We start from the raw sequence: 17,437 nt of genomic DNA, 5'->3' as shown, positions 1-17,437 counted from the left end.
GATGATCCTTCGCGAGGCGGCCACCACCACGGGGCCGACCGACGGAAGGACAAAAGAATCATGGCGAACGACGCACTCACGGTGGCCGTCCTCGGCCCCGGCGGCATCGGCGGCCTGCTCGCCGGGCTGCTGTCCCGCGCCGGGCACCGAGTGATCTGCCTGGCCGGCGAGACCACCGCCGCCACGCTGCGCACGCACGGGGTCCGCGTCCGCAGCGGCCTCTTCGGCGACTTCACGGCCCGCGTGGGCACGGACACCGTGCTGCGCGAACCGGTCGACGCCTGCCTGGTCGCCGTCAAGCACACCTCCCTGGACGCCGCCCTCGACCGCGTCCCGCCCACGGCCCTCGGCGAGGCCCTCCTCGTACCGTTCCTGAACGGCGTCGAACACCCGGCAACCCTGCGCGCCCGCTACCGCCCCGACCTGATCGCCCCCGCGGTCATCCGCGTCGAGTCGACCCGGCTCGCGGCGGGAGTGATCGAGCACGGCAGCCCCTTCGCCGAGATCGACCTGACCGGCGAGGGAGTGGACCGCGACCGACTGGACTCCCTGGCCCGGACCCTCGACACCGCCGGTCCGGCCACCCGCGTGCTCGACGACGAGACGGCCGCCCTGTGGGCGAAGATGTCGTTCCTGGCGCCGTTCGCCCTCCTGACCACCCGGTACGGCCTCCCCCTCGGCGACATCCGCACCCGGCACCGCGACGAGCTGACGGCACTGGTGGCGGAGACGGCCACGGTCAGCCGCGCGAGCGGAGGCCCGGCGGATCCGGCCCAGGCGCTGGCCCGCTACGACGCCTTCCCGCCCCGGACCAAGTCCTCGATGCAGCGCGACGCCGAAGCGGGCCGCCCCCTCGAACTGGACGCGATCGGCGGGGCGTTGCTGCGCGCGGCCGAGCGGCACGGGGTGAGTGTGCCGGTGACGGCGCGGGTGGTGAAGGAGCTGGCGGACACCGGCCACTGACGCCGGAGCAGCACGGCCGGAGCGGGTCCCGTCACCCGGGCTGCCGTATGGACTGCAGGTCCACCCGCCAGTCGTTGGACGTGATCCAGTGCCCCTTCGGATACTCGATGTCGACGGGCCCGAGCAGGGTGAACCCGGCCCGTCGGCACACGGAGTTCGACGGGCCGTTGTCCTCCTTCGGGAAGGCGTGCAGATACCGGTGCTCACCGGCATCCCACGCGGCCTCGGCAACGGCTCGCGCCGTCCGCACGGCCAGCCCCCGCCCCTGGAACTCGGGCAACACCCCCCAGCCGGCCTCCCACACCGTGCCGCCCCGCCACTCCCGGGGCCAGAACCCCACCGAGCCCACGCTCTCCCCGCTGCCCGCCAGCACCACCCGGTACATCTGCCCGGCCCCCGGCTCCAGATACCGCCGATGCCGGTCGGCAAGCTTCTCCTCGCTCTCGGGCCCGCCCAAATGCACCGTCATCTCAGGGCTGTTGGCCCGCCGCAGCAGCCAGAAGTCACCCTCGCCCCAGGGCTCCAGCCGCACCTTCTCCACGCCCACGAAGTCCATGCCGCCACCATAGGAGCCGCCTCTGACAACGCCCCGGCTCCACATGAACCCCGTGAAGGAACTCGCATCCCAAATTCGAACAGGCGTAGCATTGGGCCGTGGCTACGACCTACGACTTTCCGAGTGACCTCCTCGCCGGTCAGGAGGAGCTGCATCAGGTCCGTTCGGAGCTGTCGGCCCTGCTCAAGCGGCTGCCCTGGTCGGTCGAGCCCCTGGACGGCTTCAGCGACACGGGCGGCTGGCGCAAGGTGGAACGCCCCGCCTCCCCCGGCTGGACGGCCGACGAACAGGCGGAAGTGGAGAAGCTACGCCGACGCGAACACGAACTCGCCGTGTTCGTCAGCACCCACCGCTTCTGGTCGGAGATCGAGACCGAACAGCGAGTGGAGGCCCGCACCAGGCTGAAGCACGCACACGAGGCAGGAACGGCATGACGCAAGAAGACCCCGGCCATGATCGACCGGGGTCTTCCTCCCGTGTGGGCGCGGACGGTTTCGAACCGCCGACATCCTGCTTGTAAGGCAGGCGCTCTACCCCTGAGCTACGCACCCGAGACGAGTCGACAGCCTACCTTGCCCGAGGCAGTGCCCTGCAAACCTGTATCTGGCCACCGGCTCATGCGGGGGTTAGCCCCACCTGCGATCCGGGAGTGACCGGGATCCCCCCGCGGCTCCCGGCTCCGTAGGGTCGAAGCACTTCGGCATCCACCCAGGGAGAGATCGTCATGGCCCGCGTCCGTACCCGTCCCGTCCTCGTCCGCAGCGGGCTCGCCGCCGGAGTCGTCGTGGTGCTCGTCGGGGGTGTCGGCGCCTGCGGGGCTTCCGCGGGGGACGACAAGGAGCCCGATCACCGGACGTTCTCGCTGACGGGGCGCATCCTCACCGTGGATTCCGACGACTCGGCGCTGGAGATCGTCGCCGCGGACGGGAATCCGGCGGGGAAGGTCGAGGTCACCCGGTGGTTCCAGGGGTCCGTCGCTCTCGGGAAGGGCCCGAAGGTGAGCTGGGCGATGGAGGGCGACAGGCTGAGGCTGCGGATGAAGTGCTCCGGTGTGGTCGCCGACTGTTCGGCCAGGCATCGGATCGAGGTGCCGCGCGGGGTGACCGTGAAGGTGGAGGACGGGGACGGGAGCGTGCGGGCTCGGGGGTTCGAGGATGCGTTGAGCATTCGTACCGGGGATGGGTCCGTGCATGTGACGGATTCCAGCGGGCCGCTGGAGGTGCGCACCGGGGACGGGTCCGTGCGTGCCGATGTCTCCTCGCGGCGGGTGCGTGCCGAGACGGGTGACGGGTCCGTGGACCTCGAACTCGGTGCGGTGCCGGACCTGGTGGACTCGCGCAGTCATGACGGTTCGGTCACCGTCGCGCTGCCGAGGGCCACGTACCGGGTGACGGCCGGGACGGGCGACGGCTCGGTGGATGTGTCCGTACCGCGGTCGGACTCCAGCTCGCATGTGGTGTCCGCGCACAGCGGTGACGGCAAAGTCACCCTGAAGACCGCGAACTAACCGGCCCGTGTGTTCGTCCTTAACCGGTGGGAGAATGAAGCGGGGCACCGGCCTGGACGGATGACAGCACGGGAGAGGGATGTGACGGCGACACCTTCGCAGCCGTACTCGCCGTTGGTGCCGCGTGCACATCGTCAGGCGATGAGGGACGTCTTCACCCTTGTCGCGCTGCCTCTCGTCGCCGCCCTGGCGTTGCCCGCCGCGTTCGCCGGCGGGGGCACCCGGCGCTGGTTCGGGGGGCGGGCCGAGAGTCAGCGGGCGGAGGCGCAGGCCGCGAAGGACGCCGCGGCGGCCGCGTTCTACGAGCTGGACACCGCCCAGCGTGATCTGCGGATCTCGATCGAGACGATCACGGCCGTGGACGACACTCCGGCCGCCCGGCGGGCGGTGGCGGACTTCGAGGCGCTGGGGCGGCGGATCGACGAGGCCAGTCATCGCTATATCGAGGCGGTGGACGCGCATGATCTCGACCGGGACGATCTGGAGGCGTCGGTCGCGGCACACGCGCGTACCGAACTGACCAGGGCCAAGGACGAGCTGGCGAACGTCAAGCGGGAGCTGGATCGTTTCGGTGACAGTCTCGGGCCGCTGCTGGGCAAGGCGGAGACGCAGCTGGCCCGGCTGGCTCCGGCGGTGGAGCGGGCGCGGCAGGGGCTGCTCGCCGCTTCGAACGCGTTGGATGCCGTACGGGAGACGAAGCTCAGGGCGGATGATCTGGCCGCCCGGCTGGCCGCTCTCGGTCCTGAACTGACGAAGCTGAACCAGGGTGCCGGGCAGCACGGGGTGCCGCAGACGCTGGAGCGGGCCGAGCGGGTGGCGCGGGAGGCCGAGTCGATCCGGGTGGAGGCCGAGCGGCTGCCGCAGAAGGCGGCCGACATCGACCACCGGCTGGTCTCGCTGCGGACGCGCGCGCAGGCGCTGACCACGCGTGCCGGGCAGGTCGATCCGGTGCTGAGCGAGTTGCGGCGGCGGTTCGTGGCGGATTGCTGGCAGGACCTGCAGCATGTGCCGGAGCAGGCCGCGGAGAACGTGCGCCAGGCGGAGCTGAGGCTGAAGGAGGCGCAGGCCGCGCGGGACGCCCAGCGGTGGGCGGACGCGACTTCGTTGCTCTCGACGGTGCGGGCGCTGCTGAACACGACGGACGAGTCCGTGTCGGCGGCGCGGGACCGGCTGCAGCGGCTGAACGCCGTGCAGAAGGATCCGCAGCAGGAGATCGACCGTACGAGGTTCGCGATCCGGGACGCCCAGCGGCTGGCGATGACGGGCCGGTCGACGCCGGATCCGCGGCATGCGCGCCCGCTGGACGACTCGGTGGCCCGGCTGGAGCGCGCGATCGCCGGGCTGGAGGGCCGCCACCCGGACTACTGGCACTTCCTCACGGAGACGGAGGCGGTGCGCGAGACGGTGGCGCGGGTCGTGTCGCAGATCCGGGAGGAGCGCGGCGGCGGCCACTGAGCCGCCGGCCCCTTGGATCTGCCTGCCGGCTGCGGTACGTGGTCATCATCTTGCAGGGAGATCACGGTGCCGGCCTCCGAGGCGGCCGAAGGCGGCGGCGGTGGTCGCGGTGAGGGCGGAGGCCGGGGCTCCCCGGACTTGCTGGGTCCCAAGGGGATTTCTCCTTGCGGTGGGCGGTGGTTACCGCACGAACGTCGACCAGGCGGGCGACTGTGCCGGGTCCAGGCCGCGCAGTCGTGCCAAGGTCTGCGGCTTCTGCACGTCCAGCCAGTCGGCCAGTTCCTTGAAGGACACGCATTTGACGCCCTTCTTCGTGCAGACGTTCTTGATGATCTGGTCGACGGCCTTCATGTAGATGCCGCCGTTCCAGTCCTCGAAGTGGTTGCCGATGAACAGGGGGGCGCGGCTGCCGTGGTAGACGCGGTTGAAGCCGTTCATGTAGGAGGCGACGGTCTGCTTCTCCCACTGGGGGTAGTGGGCGGGGTTGCCGTGGGTCGCGCCGTCGGACTGGTTGTCGAGGAAGTTGAGGTCCGTCGACAGGCCCTGGTAGCCGGTGCCGGAGTACGGGAGGAGTTGCAGCGGGAAGTCCCAGACGCCGTTCTTCTTCGCGGGCCAGATCTGGAAGTCGCCGGTGGAGGAGGCGTCGTAGCGCCAGCCGTAGCTCTTGATGGTCTTGAGCAGGTTCTGCTGGCCCTCGAGGCAGGGGGCGCGGCCGCCGGTGACCTCCTTCTTGAAGTCGAAGGGCAGGGCGGGGACGTCGGCGAAGCCGGTGTTGGTCTTCCACTTCTCGGCGAAGGCGTAGAACTGGTCGATCTCGCTCTTCCACTCGTCGACGCTCCAGTCGCCGCCGCCCTTGTTGCCGCAGAAGTGGCCGTTGAAGTGGCTGCCGATCTCGTTGCCGTCCTGGTAGGCGAGGCGCAGTTGTTGCAGGGTGGTGCGGATGTGGTCGTCGGTGGCGTAGTCGATGGCGGCGGAGCCTGCCGGGTGCTGGGGCGGGTGGTAGAGCTTCGCCTTGTCCTTGGGCAGCAGGTAGATGCCGGTGAGGAAGAACGTCATATGGGCGTCGTACTTCTTCGCCAGCTCCCGGTAGTGGGAGAAGAGATGGTCGCTGCCCTCCAGTGCGCCGTCCCAGGAGAAGACGACGAACTGGGGAGGTTTCTGGCCGGGCTTGAGGGGTTCGGCCTTCAACTCGCCCGGTTGTGGACCGGTGTCGGAGGTGGATCCGTCACCGAGGATCCTGGTCTTTCCGTCCCAGGTGGGTGACGGGGCGGGTGTGCGGGCGGCGGCCTTGGGGCTCTTGTCGCTCTCGGCGGCGGGCTGGGTGTGGTCCTGGCGGGTCAGTATCAGGGAGGCGGCGACCAGCGAGGCCACCATCAGGAAGGGGGCCAGGGTGGTGAATCCCCACCGGGGGGTGTGGCGGTCGGGGCCCCCGCGGCGTCGGCCGGTGGGAGGTTTCATGCCGGGCATGCGGCGTTCCTGGGGCATGCGGTGCTCATTCTGCGAGGGGGGTGGGGGGTGTGGCGCGGGTCCCGGCGGTCAGCCGGGGCCCATGGCGCCCGACCAGACGGCGTACGGCACGCTGTCGGCGGGCGTTCCTGCGATGCCGTTCAGCGGCAGCGGGTCCAGGGAGCGGGCCAGGTCCATGTGGTTGACGACGACCGCGGTCGACACGGACTGGGGGGTGCCCGTGTACCAGGCGTCGGGGTGGGCGGCGTTCAGGGAGTCCGTGAGCGCCTCGTGGACCTGCGTGGCCACGTCGGGGCCGATCGCGCGGTGTGCGGTGGGGGTGGTCAGCCGGAGCGCCGTGCCGTTGCGGGTGATACGGCGCACCGAGTACGGCTCGGTGTGCTTGCCGGCCGCGGCGAAGGTGGCGTAGCCAGTGGCCATGCGGATGGCGCTGGGTGTGGAGGGGCCGAGCAACTGGTGCCAGGACGGCAGCCAGCGGCGCCGGCCGGGGCGCGGGTAGGCGGGGCGTAAGAGGTGTAACGCCGCCCGGGTGAGCCGCTTCGATGCCGCGCGTCGGCGGTGGTGGCCGGCCGGTCGGCCGCATCGTGGTGCTGTCCCGGTCACGCCCGGGAAACTACCAACGATCTTCGCGAGTTCTCCACATAAGAATCCAACAGGAACGATCACATACCGAGCAGTAGATAACATGATGGACGCGTGACTTGGATCACACTCGCCGGGTTGCGGCGCCGCTAACCTGGTCTCATGCCTCGCTATGAGTACCGCTGCCGGAGTTGCGGCGACACGTTCGAACTGAGCCGTCCGATGGCCCAGTCCTCCGACCCTGCGGTGTGCCCTGCCGGACATGGGGACACGGTGAAGCTGCTGTCCACCGTGGCGGTGGGGGGTACGGCAAGTGCACCCGCCGCGGCGCCCAAGGCAGGCGGCGGCGGGTGTTGCGGTGGAGGGTGCTGCGGCTAGGCCTTATGGCGTTGCCGTGCGCGTTGCCTTCAAGAACTCCCGCAGGATGCGCTCACCGGCCAGGACCCCTCGCTCGGGCAGCGCGCTGACCATCGGCGCCGTCCACTCTGCCTCGGCCAACTCACCGTGGCCCGGGCGCCAGCCCCGGTCCGCGGCCAGCAGCAGGTCGGCGTCGAGGAGGGAGTCGCCCGCCGCCAGGGTGAGGGAAGCGCCCGTGCGGCGGGCGACCTCGTGCATCGCCGCGCTCTTGGTGAGCGGCTTGGGGACGGCGTAGATCTTGCGGCCCTGGAGGGAGACCGTCCAGCCGCGGTTCTCCGCCCACACCGCGAGCTCCTTGACCCACTCCTCGGGCAGCAGTTCACGCTCGACGACGAGATAGGCGAAGAGGTCCTCGGCGACCCGGTGCTTGCGCACCCACGCCGGGTCCGCCGTGGCCAGCAGCTGTTCCCGCACCTCGTCCAGCGGTGCGCACTGCTCCGCCAGCCGCTGCGTCACCTGGGCATGCCAGTCGAGGTCGGAGACGCCGTCCACCATCAGATGGCCGCCGTTGGCGCAGATCGCGTACTTCGGCGCCGGGCCAGGCAGGTTGATGCGCTGGTACTGCTTGCGGGTCCGGGTCGTCGTCGGTACGAAGACCGCCGCGTCGCCCAGGTCGGTCAGCAGGCCGGCCGCCGTCTCCGTCATGAACGACAGCGGCTTGCTCTCGTGCACCTCGACACAGAGCAGCCGGGGCGCCCGCGCGTCCGGCATGGTCAGCGCGAGGGCCGCGGAGGAGTAGATGAGCGTACGGTCGAGGTCGCTCGCCACCAGTACCGGCATCAGACGTTCACCGCCTTGCCGTCGGCGCCCGTGGCGCCCCGCGTGTACTTGGGGTGGATCAACCCCACGCAGGTGTACGGCAGTTCGGCCACCTCTTCCACCGGGACCCCTCTCTGCTCGGCGAGCAGCCGTACATGGTCGAGGTCGGCGCCCGCTCCGGCCCGCGCCAGGATCTTCCAGGGCACCCGGCGCAGCAGCACCCGGGTGGTCTCGCCGACGCCGGGCTTGACGAGGTTCACGTCGTGGATGCCGTACTCCTCGCTGATCCGCTCGACGGCGGCCCAGCCCTCCCAGGTCGGCTCGCGGTCGCCGGACAGCAGCTCCTTGACCTGCGTGGCGACGGCGTCCGCGACCTCCGGGAAGCGGGCGGCGACGGCGTCCAGGAAGTCCACCGAGACATCGGCGCCGGCGAGTTCGCGGTAGAACTTGGCGCCGTGGAAGTCGTGCGGGCCGACCAGGTCGGCGCGCAGCACGGTCCGCGAAATCAGGCCCGAGACGGTCGAGTTGAGGCAGGCCGAGGGTATGAGGAAGTCCTCCCTGGTGCCGTACGTCCGCACGCAGGAGCCGGGGTCGGCCAGCACCGCGATCTCCGGGTCGAAGCCGGTGATGCCGTCGGACGCCTCGAACTCCTTGATGGCGTCGGCGAGTTCGCGGGTGATGGCCCCCTTGCCGGTCCAGCCGTCGACGAAGACGACGTCGGAGGGGTCGTGGTGGGCGGCCAGCCAGCGCAGCGCGTTGGCGTCGATACCGCGGCCGCGCACGATCGAGACGGCGTAGTGCGGCAGGTCGAGTCCGTGCCGGAACTGCGCCCAGCGCCGCATCAGCACCCCGACGGGCGTACCGGCGCGGGCCAGCGAGACGAGCACCGGCCGCGGCGACCGCTCGGCCAGCACGATCTCCGTCACCGCGCCGACCGCCAGGGCGAGACGCGCGGCGGACTCCTCGAGCGCGGCGTGGAACAGCTCCTGGTACTGCTCACTCGGCTGGTACTCCACCGGCAGCGACTCCGCGTAGTGCGCCCCGCCGCTCTGGATGGCCTCCTCCCGCTCCTCGGTCGGCGCCTCCAGGGTCACGTCCGAGAGGTCCTGCAGCAGCCAGCCGACCTCCTCGGGCGGGTACGAGGAGAAGGCGGGGCCGCGGAGGGGCTCGGGCAGCATGGCGGGCCTTTCGGGTACGTACAGGGGCTCTGGCACATAGGAGGGGACGACCGCCAGCAGGACGTGCGGGGTGTGGGCGGCCAGCTGGGCCAACAGGCCGTCCGGCGCGTGCAGTTCGGGGGTGTCGGCGGCCGAGTCGACGACGGCGACCACCGCGTCGAAGCCGGCGCCGGCGACGTTGTATGCGTAGCGCTCGCCGGGGCCGTCGGCCGGGTCGTCATGGGCGGGGAAGACGATGCGGCTGCGTATCGCGTAACCGGGGTCGTCGACCGCGAGGACGGGTGAGCGGGTGGTCGTGGAGTAGCGCACCTGGGCGTCGGCGACCTGCTCCAGCTCGCGGGCGAGCCTCAGCGGGGCGTACATCAGCTCCTCGAACCCGAGCACAAGGACGCGGCGCGCGTCGGCGGGGAGCGCCTCTGCGAGGCGGGCTGCCATCGCGGGGAGGGCGTTGTCGAGGCGGGCGCGGTGGCTCGGCGTGAAGCCGTGACGGCCCCCGTCGGGGAGGCCGCGCGGCCAGCAGAGGTCTACGCGGGTGGGCGCGGGGTGGTTGCGGCTGTCGTCCGAGTGCGGGCCGGTGGGGGCTGGTCCCGCAGACGACCGACCACCAATCGCGGCACTCTCTGCCTCGTACTGCGCCACCAGCTCCTGCCCCCGCTCCAACACGCCGTGAGGCAACCGCACCGTCCCGGAAGCGGCCGCCACGAGGTCGACCCGCGCGCCGATCTCCCGGGCAAAAGCCTCCAGCCGCCCCAGATCCGCCGCCGACCGCATGTCGACCAGGGCCACCACCACGTACCGCCGCCGCGGGTAGCGCCCCTGGAGGTCCCGGATGGTGTTCAGGACCGTGTTGCCCGTCGAGAACTCGTCGTCGACCAGGACCAACGGCCCGTCCCCCACCAGCAGCGCCGGATCCTCCGGCAGCAACAGGTGGGAGGTGGCGTGCGAGTGCGACTCCTCGAAGCCGCCCGCCGGGGCCACCGAGGCGACCGGACGCCGCGTGGAGTGCAGATACGGGGCGAGCCCGACGCCGTCGGCGACCGAGTGGCCAAGACCCGTCGCTGTCTCCGCGTACCCGAGGACGACCGCGCGGGCGGCCTCCTCCGCGCCCAGCAGCTCCCGCACCCGGCGGCCCAGCGCGAACCCGTATCCGTACACCACGGACGGCGACTGGGGCACATGCTTGCCGAGCACGTTGGAGACCAGCAGATGCGCCCGCTTGGGGTTGCGCCGCAGGGCCAGCCCCAACAGGTCGGTCAGCTTGTCGTCGCCCACGAGTTCGACACCGAGCCGCTCGGCGACCCATGTGCCGGACCAGACCGGGTTGTTCACTGCGTTGATCACTGGCTCCTGAATACCTAGATCGTCCGGCTCAGCCGGGAATGCCCGCGGCGAGCAGATCCACAAAGCTGACGTCCTCGCGGGCGACGCCGAACACCTCGGCCCGCAGCATGGTCCGCTCGGCCCACGCGCGGTGCGGCTTCACCTCGTTCATCTTGTTGGTGTACGCCGACCTCAGTACACCCCCGCCGCCCCGCTCGGGCCGCAGGATGTCCGCGGCATCACCGAACTCTTCGTGACTGACCACGGACAGCGCGTGCACGGGCAGTACGTGGGAGGGGTGGATGCAGGTCTTGCCCAGCAGGCCGTTGGCCTGGTCCAGGGAGATCTCCCGCAGCAGCCCGTCCATGGCGTGCTCAATCAGTTTCTCGCGCAGCTCGACGGCCTGCCCCTCGAGGAACGGGCTGGTCCGCAGCATCGGCTTGAACATGCGCTCCGGGACCCGGAAGTACTCCCACACCGGCCCGGTCACCGTGAACCCGGTGCCGTCGGCCCGCCCCAGCAGGTTCACCACGTCGGAGATCACGGAGGCGACGACATGGACGTCGTACGCCGTCATGTCGGGAGCTCTGCGCAGGCCGTACGAGGAGCAGAAGTCGGTCACGCCCAGGCGCAGTGCGAGCACGCGGTCGCGGTACTTGTCGACGGCGCGGGCGATGCCCTCCAGGGTCTCCACCCGCGACTCGCGGTAGAGCAGCTCGGGCGACTCCAGTACCGGCATGGCGAACAGCCGGTGCCCGCTCGCGGTCTCGGCGCTCGCCAGGGCCTCCAGGAAGGGGATCCCGCGCTCCTCGGTGAACTTGGGCATCACGAACCCGGACAGCAGCCGCACGCTCGCCCCGAACCGCTGAACGAGGTCGGGGATCTGCTCGGGCGTACGGACCCGGACGAACAGCAGCGGCAGCTCGGCTCGGTCCCGCCCGGCCAAATCGGCGAACTGGCGGACGAGGTTCTCCTCCCCCGCGACCACGTCCGCGTCGTCGATCGAGTCCTCCAGGCACAGCACCATCGAGACCACGCCGAGTCCGGCCTGCTTGACGATGTCGTCGGCGAGCCGCGGCCTGGTGGCCGGACTGTAGAGCGTGGCGCCCAGGGCCGCGGAGAGCAGCCGGGCCGGGGAGTCGGTGCCGAACTCGCACGGCTCCTGATGGAAGAGGCGCTGCCGCACCTCCGGGGCGATGTGCCCGAAATGACGCATAGAACTCCCCCGTGCCGCCGGTAAGGCTATGGATTGGTAATGGGTGGCCGGTAATAGTACGTAGAAAGTCATGTCAGGGGTTCCCGCAGGGCATGAATTTCTGGTAACTCGGCCATGTCGACGCCAATTCGACAGGCCGTCGCCCCGGCCGCGGGTCCCTACCCCCGCGTTGTCGTGATCAGGACCGAGAGGGCAGGATGACCGCATGACGCACGCGATGCTGAAGGGGTCGAACGTCCCGCTCGAGGCCACCACGGTACGCGCCGTGCTGCGCTGGACGCCCGGGCAGGGGGTCCCGGACGTCGACGCCTCCGCGCTGCTCCTCGGCCCCGACGGTCGTGTGCGCTCCGACGAGGACTTCGTCTTCTACAACCAGCCCCGGCACCCCTCCGGGAAGGCGAGGTGGCTCGGCAAGAAACGCGTCGCCGACGGCCTCACCGACACCATCCAGACAGATCTGGCCGGAGTCGAGGCCGATGTCAGCCGGATTCTCCTGGTCGCTTCGGCGGACGACGTCACCTTCGACCGCGTACAGGGACTGCGCATCCTGCTGTACGACGCGGCGAGCGCGGCCGACGAGCCGCTGATCCTCTTCGACATCAAGCCCCAGACGGGCCAGGAGACCGCCCTGATCTGCGGCGAGTTGTACCGCCGCGACGACCGCTGGAAGTTCCGCGCCCTCGGCGAGGGCTACTCGGACGGGCTGAAGGGGCTGGCCACGGAGTTCGGCATCTCGGTGGACGAGTCGGAGCCCGGCCCCGAGCTCTCCCAGCCCCTGCCACCGGAACAGCCCACCGCGGTCCCCACACAACCGGCCTACGGCTACCCCCAGCAGCCCCCCGCGACCCAGCCCGCCTACGGCTACCCCCAGCCGGCAGCAGCAGCCACCGGCTACGGCTACCCACCCCCGAACCCGGACTTCCGCCTGCCGCCCCAGGGCCCGCAGTTCATCGGGCGGTAACGGGGGCACCCCCAAAGGGGCGCGGGGGTGTATCGCTTTGCGGCTCCGCCGCACACGCGCACAGCTCCCCGAGCTATGAGGCACCTACCGCTCCACCGCGGACTTGTACCCCCGCCCCCACTGCAACCCCCACCCGTACAACCGGTCAAGCTCCGCCTGGAAGCCGTACACGAACTTCACCTCGCGCCGCACCACCAGCTCCCCCTTCACGTTCTCGATCATCACCACCGCGCACGACCGAGCCTGTGGATGCCGCTCGTCGAGATGGATCTCGATCCGGGGGCCATTGCTCGGATACAGCGTCACGATCGCGTGCGTACGGTCGAACGCCGGCGTCTGGTCGTAGATGTAGACGAACACCAGCAGCCGCTTGATCTCGTCCCGGTGGTCGAGGTTGACGTACATCGTCTCGCCGGACGCGGACCCGAACCGGTCGTCGCCGCTGAGCTTGACGTACGGCGGTGTGTTGACGTCCCCGAAGTAGTTGCCGAGCGGTTGCACGACCCCCTTGGTGCCGTCCTGGAGCTCGTACAGACAGGCCAGGTCGAGGTCGACGTTGACCATGCTCTGGCTGTGTCCCATGACCTCCGGGGGCCTGAGCGCCTTGAAGGGGTGCCGCAGCAGGGACTCCCGTTGTGAGCCGCCGATGTCGGACGTCCGCATCCGCCAGCTCAGGTTGATGCGCAGATGCCCGGTGGCGGCGCCCTGCTTGGTGAGGGAGACCTGGTGGTGCCGTTTGGTCAGCTCGATGGAGTTGGTGGCGGCGCTGCCCGAGTCGAAGTCGAACTCGCGTCCACGCCAGAGTCCGTCCAAGAAGCCCATTCCCGCCCCCAGATTCACCCGGGCCCCGCTGGACCCGGCTCCACTTGAAAAACCGGCGGGGCGACCGGAGACCGGCCGCCCCGCACAGAGCGTTCCCTCAGAGCCCGTGCCGTATCCCCGGCCGGGGTGTCTCACACCCCGGACGAGATCTCAGTCTTCTCGTCCGAGCCCGCCGCTTTTCCCTCAGCTTCCGCGAGCCGCTGGTTGCGGCGCACCGAGGACCAGAAGGACCAGCCGATCAGGACGACACCGACGAGGCCCGTGATGACCTCGTTGATCTGGTACTGGATGGTGACCATGAGGATCACCGCCAGCGCACCGATCGCGTAGTGCGCGCCGTGCTCCAGGTAGACGTAGTCGTCGAGGGTGCCCTGGCGGACCAGGTACACGGTCAGCGACCGGACGTACATGGCGCCGATGCCGAGACCCAGCGCCATCAGCACGATGTCGTTGGTGATGGCGAACGCGCCGATCACGCCGTCGAAGGAGAAGGACGCGTCGAGGACCTCGAGGTAGAGGAACATGAAGAACGCGGCCTGCCCGGCGAGGGCGACCGCCGAGCGCTTCTTGCCGGTGCGCGCGGCCTCTTCCTCCTCCTCGTGCTCCCGCTCCTCCTCTTCCTCCAGCTTGTCCTCGAAGTAGCCGGAGAGTCCGCCGACGACCATGTACGTGATCAGACCCGCGATGCCGGAGATCAGCACCGTCTGCGCCTTGTCGACGTGCGCGCCGCCGTGCTGGTGGGCGTGGACCGCGAAGGTGAAGGAGGTGATCAGCAGGACGACCAGAGCGATGCAGACCGACAGCATGTCGACCTTGCCGAGCTTGGCCAGCGGGCGCTCGATCCAGCGCAGCCACTGGATGTCCCGGTCCTCGAAGATGAAGTCGAGGAAGATCATCAGCAGGAACATGCCACCGAAGGCGGCGATCGCCGGGTGCGCGTCGGTGACGAGCTGCTGGTACTGGTCCTTGTCGGTCAGGGCCAGGTTGACGGCGTCGATGGGGCTCTTCTTGGCGGTGACCGCGACGATGACGACCGGGAAGACCAGCCGCATGCCGAAGACCGCGATGAGGACGCCGACGGTGAGGAAGATCTTCTGCCAGAAGGCGTTCATCTTCTTCAGGATTCCGGCGTTGACCACTGCGTTGTCGAACGACAGCGAGATCTCGAGGATGGAGAGGATCGCCACGATGCCGAAGGCCTCCCACCCCCCGTAGAGGACGGCGACGGCCAGGCCGACCGCGGTAATCGCGAACGACCAGCCGAAGGTTTTCAGAAGCACTGGCTACCCAATCCGTATCGGTACGGGTCTCTCCCCCGCGCCGTACTCGCCTTTACGAAACGTTGACCCCAAAGTCTAGAGCGATGCCACGCAGCCCCGACGCGTACCCCTGTCCCACCGCCCTGAACTTCCATTCGCCCTGGTAGCGGTAGAGCTCACCGAAGATCATCGCGGTTTCGGTGGAGGCGTCCTCGCTGAGGTCGTAGCGGGCGAGCTCCTGGCCGTCGGCCTGGTTGACGACGCGGATGAAGGCGTTGCTGACCTGTCCGAAGGTCTGGGCGCGCTCGTCGGCCATGTGGATCGAGACCGGGAAGACGATCTTCTCGCAGTGGGCCGGCACCCGGGTCAGGTCGACCAGGATCGACTCGTCGTCACCCTCGCCCTCGCCGGTGAGGTTGTCGCCCGTGTGCTCCACCGAGCCCTCCGGGCTCTTGAGCTGGTTGTAGAAGACGAAGTACTCGTCGCCCAGGACCCGGTTGCCGGCGCCGCACAGCAGGGCGCTGGCGTCGAGGTCGAACGGGGCTCCGGTGGTGGAGCGCGCGTCCCAGCCGAGCCCGATCATCACCTGGGTCAGGTTGGGTGCGGCCTTGGACAGGGAGACATTGCCCCCCTTGGCGAGCGTGACGCCCATGATGCTGGTCCTCCCCGAGATGGTGCTTCTTTGGTTGTCCTGCGCTCCCCCGGAGGGGGACCCCCCGGGCGCCGCACACGAACGGTGCGGCGCCGGACGGTTCGAGACCCCGTGACGGGCCTCAGACGTTCACGCCGAAGTCCTGCGCGATGCCACGCAGGCCCGACGCGTACCCCTGGCCGATGGCGCGGAACTTCCACTCCGCGCCGTGCCGGTACAGCTCGCCGAAGACCATGGCGGTCTCCGTCGAGGCGTCCTCGGAGAGGTCGTAGCGTGCGATCTCCGCCTCGCCCGCCTGGTTCACCACGCGGATGAACGCGTTGCGCACCTGGCCGAACGACTGCTGGCGGTTCTCGGCGTCGTAGATGGAGACCGGGAACACGATCTTCTCGACGTCGGCCGGGACGGCAGCGAGGTTGATCTTGATCTGCTCGTCGTCACCCTCGCCCTCACCGGTGATGTTGTCACCGGTGTGCTCGACCGAGCCGTCCGGGCTCTTGAGGTTGTTGAAGAAGACGAAGTTGGCGTCGCTGCTGACCTTGCCCGAGGAGTTCAGCAGCAGTGCGCTCGCGTCCAGGTCGAAGTCGGTACCGGTCGTGGTGCGGACGTCCCACCCCAGACCGACGATGACCGCGGTCAGGCCCGGGGCCTCCTTGGTCAGCGATACGTTGCCGCCCTTGCTGAGGCTGACTCCCACGAGTCCTCCATTGGTGTCCAGGGGCGGGGCGCCCCGCCGTGCGTTTGATACCGGATCAACGAGTCGATCCTAGTGACGGGTTCCCGCCCCACGCATGGCTTGGAGCCGAAGTCAGCCGAAGAGGCGCGCCGGTGTCGGGAGGACGAGCGCGCGGAGGCCCGAAGGGCTGAGCACGGTCGTCCTCCCGACACCGGCTTCAGCGCCTCGCAGGCTGACCCGAAGACACAGCATCACAGGGTGTCGAGCGCCTTCACGTACTCGTTCAGATCGCGGGCGTCCGGCAGCGCGTTGACGACGGTCCAGCGCACCACGCCCTCCTTGTCGATGACGAAGGTGCCGCGCACCGCGCAGCCCTTGTCCTCGGCGAAGACGCCGTAGGCGCGGGAGACCTCGCCGTGCGGCCAGAAGTCGCTCAGCAGCGGGTACTCCAGGCCCTCCTGCTCGGCGAAGACGCGCAGGGTGTGGATGGAGTCGTTGGAGACGGCGAGCACCTGGGTGTCGCGGTCGGAGAACTGCGGCAGGTTGTCCCGCACCTCGCACAGCTCGCCGGTGCACACACCGGTGAAGGCGAAGGGGTAGAAGAGCAGGATCACGTTCTTGCTGCCGCGGAACTCGGAGAGCTTCACGGTGGCGCCGTGGTTGTCCTTGAGCTCGAAGTCGGGGGCCTTGTCGCCGACCTGGATCGCCATCGGGATACGTCCCTTTCGGTGGGGCTGTTCGGGTGGCACCACCCTACGCAGAGATCACCGAAAGCCGACGGACGGGCTGAGTGAATTCAGCCCGTCCGGGGTTCGAGGACGAGGCCGCGTTCAGGCCGAGAGGGGGGTCCGGGGGCGCAGCCCCCAGCCACGGCCGCTGCGGCCGCCGGTCACCGCTTGGACTTGGCGGCCTTCGGCGTCACCAGCCGGCTGCCGCTCCAGTCCTTGCCCACGCTGACGCTCTTGGAGGCGGACAGCCCCGCCGTCGTCGCGGCTTCGGAGATGTCGCTCGGCTCCACGTAGCCGTCGCGGCCGGTCTTCGGCGTCAGCAGCAGGATGGAGCCGCCCTCCTCGATGTAGGTGGTGGCGTCCACCAGCACATCGGTCAGGTCGCCGTCCTCGTCGCGGAACCAGAGCACCACGGCATCGGCGACGTCGTCGTAGTCCTCGTCCACAAGGTCGCTGCCGATGACCTGCTCGATGGCCTCGCGGAGTTCCTGGTCTACGTCGTCGTCGTAGCCGATCTCCTGGACCACCTGCTCGGGCTGGAACCCCAGCCTGACGGCAGGGCTCGTCTCCGCGTGGTCCGCGGTCGCGCTCACGGGTTGCCTCCTGATCATGTCTTGGTGAGTATCTCAGCCACGCGCGTGCGCGAAGCATTGGCCGTAGTCCACACGGGCGGGGCGGATCGCGCAAGTACCCGGCCGTTCAGACCGCCGAAACGGTGACGATCCTGGCCGTGTCACCGCAACTCCAGGCATGCAACCGCCGCCACAAGTGACCTACACCACACCTTTCTGCCCCCTTTGTGGCATTGGGAACCAGCCGGAGCTGACGTAGGTCTCGGTTACCTCTCAGTAGAGATGACGTTTGCTTCCCCGAGGTACACGATGGGGAGCGGTGCAGGCGTACCGAAAAGCAGCTCAAT

At 69.5% G+C, this 17,437-nt stretch carries 17 protein-coding genes, 1 tRNA gene and 1 pseudogene; 6 read left to right on the top strand and 13 right to left on the bottom strand.

Annotated elements, in window-relative coordinates; genetic code table 11:
- Positions 1 to 60 precede the first annotated feature (60 nt).
- Positions 61 to 963: a ketopantoate reductase family protein gene (locus ACIBW9_RS03795; RefSeq protein WP_398950862.1), complete on the top strand. Its 903-nt coding sequence runs from the start codon at positions 61 to 63 to the stop codon at positions 961 to 963.
- Positions 964 to 994: 31 nt separating this feature from the next.
- Here ACIBW9_RS03795 and ACIBW9_RS03790 read toward each other — a convergent pair whose 3' ends face one another.
- Positions 995 to 1,519: a GNAT family N-acetyltransferase gene (locus ACIBW9_RS03790; protein WP_398950860.1), complete on the bottom strand. Its 525-nt coding sequence runs from the start codon at positions 1,517 to 1,519 to the stop codon at positions 995 to 997.
- Positions 1,520 to 1,617: 98 nt separating this feature from the next.
- Between ACIBW9_RS03790 and ACIBW9_RS03785 the strand changes: the two genes are divergently transcribed.
- Positions 1,618 to 1,953, top strand: coding sequence for a hypothetical protein (locus ACIBW9_RS03785; protein ID WP_398950858.1), 336 nt, complete (start codon positions 1,618 to 1,620; stop codon positions 1,951 to 1,953).
- A gap of 45 nt (positions 1,954 to 1,998) precedes the next feature.
- Here ACIBW9_RS03785 and ACIBW9_RS03780 read toward each other — a convergent pair.
- Positions 1,999 to 2,070 (bottom strand) — tRNA-Val (locus ACIBW9_RS03780).
- Between the two features lie 173 nt (positions 2,071 to 2,243).
- On the opposite strand from ACIBW9_RS03780, the gene ACIBW9_RS03775 reads away from it, so the two are divergent.
- Complete coding sequence (locus tag ACIBW9_RS03775; protein WP_398950856.1) at positions 2,244 to 3,026, top strand: DUF4097 family beta strand repeat-containing protein; 783 nt, start codon at positions 2,244 to 2,246, stop codon at positions 3,024 to 3,026.
- Positions 3,027 to 3,107: 81 nt separating this feature from the next.
- Positions 3,108 to 4,481 (top strand): hypothetical protein, encoded by a 1,374-nt coding sequence (locus ACIBW9_RS03770; protein WP_398950854.1) that lies wholly within the window; start codon positions 3,108 to 3,110, stop codon positions 4,479 to 4,481.
- 180 nt (positions 4,482 to 4,661) lie between these two features.
- Here the strand turns inward: ACIBW9_RS03770 and ACIBW9_RS03765 are convergent, their stop codons facing one another.
- Positions 4,662 to 5,939 carry a hypothetical protein gene (locus ACIBW9_RS03765; RefSeq protein WP_398952084.1) on the bottom strand — a complete coding sequence of 426 codons (1,278 nt, stop codon included), beginning with the start codon at positions 5,937 to 5,939 and terminating at the stop codon, positions 4,662 to 4,664.
- A gap of 78 nt (positions 5,940 to 6,017) precedes the next feature.
- Positions 6,018 to 6,398, bottom strand: a pseudogene (locus ACIBW9_RS03760) (penicillin-binding protein); the annotation flags it as partial.
- A 294-nt stretch (positions 6,399 to 6,692) separates the two neighbouring features.
- Here ACIBW9_RS03760 and ACIBW9_RS03755 point away from each other — a divergent pair.
- Positions 6,693 to 6,908, top strand: coding sequence for a zinc ribbon domain-containing protein (locus ACIBW9_RS03755; protein ID WP_398950852.1), 216 nt, complete (start codon positions 6,693 to 6,695; stop codon positions 6,906 to 6,908).
- 3 nt (positions 6,909 to 6,911) lie between these two features.
- On the opposite strand, the gene ACIBW9_RS03750 is transcribed toward ACIBW9_RS03755, so the two are convergent.
- The 3 genes from ACIBW9_RS03750 to ACIBW9_RS03740 are packed head-to-tail and all read right to left on the bottom strand — an operon-like array spanning position 6,912 to position 11,420.
- Positions 6,912 to 7,727 carry an HAD family hydrolase gene (locus ACIBW9_RS03750; RefSeq protein ID WP_398950850.1) on the bottom strand — a complete coding sequence of 272 codons (816 nt, stop codon included), beginning with the start codon at positions 7,725 to 7,727 and terminating at the stop codon, positions 6,912 to 6,914.
- Positions 7,727 to 10,225 carry a phosphoribosyltransferase gene (locus ACIBW9_RS03745; RefSeq protein WP_398950848.1) on the bottom strand — a complete coding sequence of 833 codons (2,499 nt, stop codon included), beginning with the start codon at positions 10,223 to 10,225 and terminating at the stop codon, positions 7,727 to 7,729. The genes ACIBW9_RS03750 and ACIBW9_RS03745 overlap by 1 nt, the downstream gene beginning before the upstream one ends.
- 28 nt (positions 10,226 to 10,253) lie before the next feature.
- Entirely contained in the window at positions 10,254 to 11,420 is a 1,167-nt protein-coding gene (locus ACIBW9_RS03740; protein WP_398950846.1) for an HpcH/HpaI aldolase/citrate lyase family protein, read from the bottom strand.
- A 205-nt stretch (positions 11,421 to 11,625) separates the two neighbouring features.
- On the opposite strand from ACIBW9_RS03740, the gene ACIBW9_RS03735 reads away from it, so the two are divergent.
- A complete protein-coding gene (locus ACIBW9_RS03735; RefSeq protein ID WP_398950844.1) occupies positions 11,626 to 12,381 on the top strand; it encodes a TerD family protein in 756 nt (251 codons plus the stop codon).
- A gap of 84 nt (positions 12,382 to 12,465) precedes the next feature.
- Here ACIBW9_RS03735 and ACIBW9_RS03730 read toward each other — a convergent pair whose 3' ends face one another.
- The 6 genes from ACIBW9_RS03730 to ACIBW9_RS03705 form a co-directional block, all read right to left on the bottom strand.
- Complete coding sequence (locus ACIBW9_RS03730; protein ID WP_389071572.1) at positions 12,466 to 13,203, bottom strand: Tellurium resistance; 738 nt, start codon at positions 13,201 to 13,203, stop codon at positions 12,466 to 12,468.
- Between the two features lie 131 nt (positions 13,204 to 13,334).
- Positions 13,335 to 14,483: a DUF475 domain-containing protein gene (locus tag ACIBW9_RS03725; RefSeq protein ID WP_398950841.1), complete on the bottom strand. Its 1,149-nt coding sequence runs from the start codon at positions 14,481 to 14,483 to the stop codon at positions 13,335 to 13,337.
- Between the two features lie 52 nt (positions 14,484 to 14,535).
- A complete protein-coding gene (locus ACIBW9_RS03720) occupies positions 14,536 to 15,114 on the bottom strand; it encodes a TerD family protein (RefSeq protein WP_115908403.1) in 579 nt (192 codons plus the stop codon).
- A gap of 121 nt (positions 15,115 to 15,235) precedes the next feature.
- A complete protein-coding gene (locus tag ACIBW9_RS03715) occupies positions 15,236 to 15,811 on the bottom strand; it encodes a calcium homeostasis/redox stress adaptation protein (RefSeq protein ID WP_115908402.1) in 576 nt (191 codons plus the stop codon).
- Between the two features lie 230 nt (positions 15,812 to 16,041).
- The gene (locus ACIBW9_RS03710; RefSeq protein ID WP_398950839.1) at positions 16,042 to 16,500 is read right to left on the bottom strand and encodes a peroxiredoxin; all 459 of its coding nucleotides are present in this window, start codon (positions 16,498 to 16,500) and stop codon (positions 16,042 to 16,044) included.
- A 179-nt stretch (positions 16,501 to 16,679) separates the two neighbouring features.
- Positions 16,680 to 17,111 (bottom strand): DUF3052 domain-containing protein, encoded by a 432-nt coding sequence (locus ACIBW9_RS03705; protein WP_030931848.1) that lies wholly within the window; start codon positions 17,109 to 17,111, stop codon positions 16,680 to 16,682.
- Positions 17,112 to 17,437 lie beyond the last annotated feature (326 nt).

The organism is Streptomyces sp. NPDC049541, from assembly GCF_044465725.1.
Lineage (GTDB): Bacteria > Actinomycetota > Actinomycetes > Streptomycetales > Streptomycetaceae > Streptomyces.
Note: the sequence above shows the minus strand (reverse complement) of the source record. Positions and strands in the feature narration are given on the sequence as shown.

Excerpts from the sequence above, each read along its gene's own strand:
- ACIBW9_RS03755 (WP_398950852.1), top strand. The coding sequence starts at position 6,693 with ATGCCTCGCTATGAGTACCGCTGCCGGAGTTGCGGCGACACGTTCGAA.
- ACIBW9_RS03730 (WP_389071572.1), bottom strand. The coding sequence starts at position 13,203 with ATGGGCTTCTTGGACGGACTCTGGCGTGGACGCGAGTTCGACTTCGAC.
- ACIBW9_RS03710 (WP_398950839.1), bottom strand. The coding sequence starts at position 16,500 with ATGGCGATCCAGGTCGGCGACAAGGCCCCCGACTTCGAGCTCAAGGAC.
- ACIBW9_RS03720 (WP_115908403.1), bottom strand. The coding sequence starts at position 15,114 with ATGGGCGTCACGCTCGCCAAGGGGGGCAATGTCTCCCTGTCCAAGGCC.
- ACIBW9_RS03790 (WP_398950860.1), bottom strand. The coding sequence starts at position 1,519 with ATGGACTTCGTGGGCGTGGAGAAGGTGCGGCTGGAGCCCTGGGGCGAG.
- ACIBW9_RS03775 (WP_398950856.1), top strand. The coding sequence starts at position 2,244 with ATGGCCCGCGTCCGTACCCGTCCCGTCCTCGTCCGCAGCGGGCTCGCC.
- ACIBW9_RS03750 (WP_398950850.1), bottom strand. The coding sequence starts at position 7,727 with ATGCCGGTACTGGTGGCGAGCGACCTCGACCGTACGCTCATCTACTCC.
- ACIBW9_RS03735 (WP_398950844.1), top strand. The coding sequence starts at position 11,626 with ATGACGCACGCGATGCTGAAGGGGTCGAACGTCCCGCTCGAGGCCACC.
- ACIBW9_RS03765 (WP_398952084.1), bottom strand. The coding sequence starts at position 5,939 with ATGAAACCTCCCACCGGCCGACGCCGCGGGGGCCCCGACCGCCACACC.
- ACIBW9_RS03795 (WP_398950862.1), top strand. The coding sequence starts at position 61 with ATGGCGAACGACGCACTCACGGTGGCCGTCCTCGGCCCCGGCGGCATC.
- ACIBW9_RS03740 (WP_398950846.1), bottom strand. The coding sequence starts at position 11,420 with ATGCGTCATTTCGGGCACATCGCCCCGGAGGTGCGGCAGCGCCTCTTC.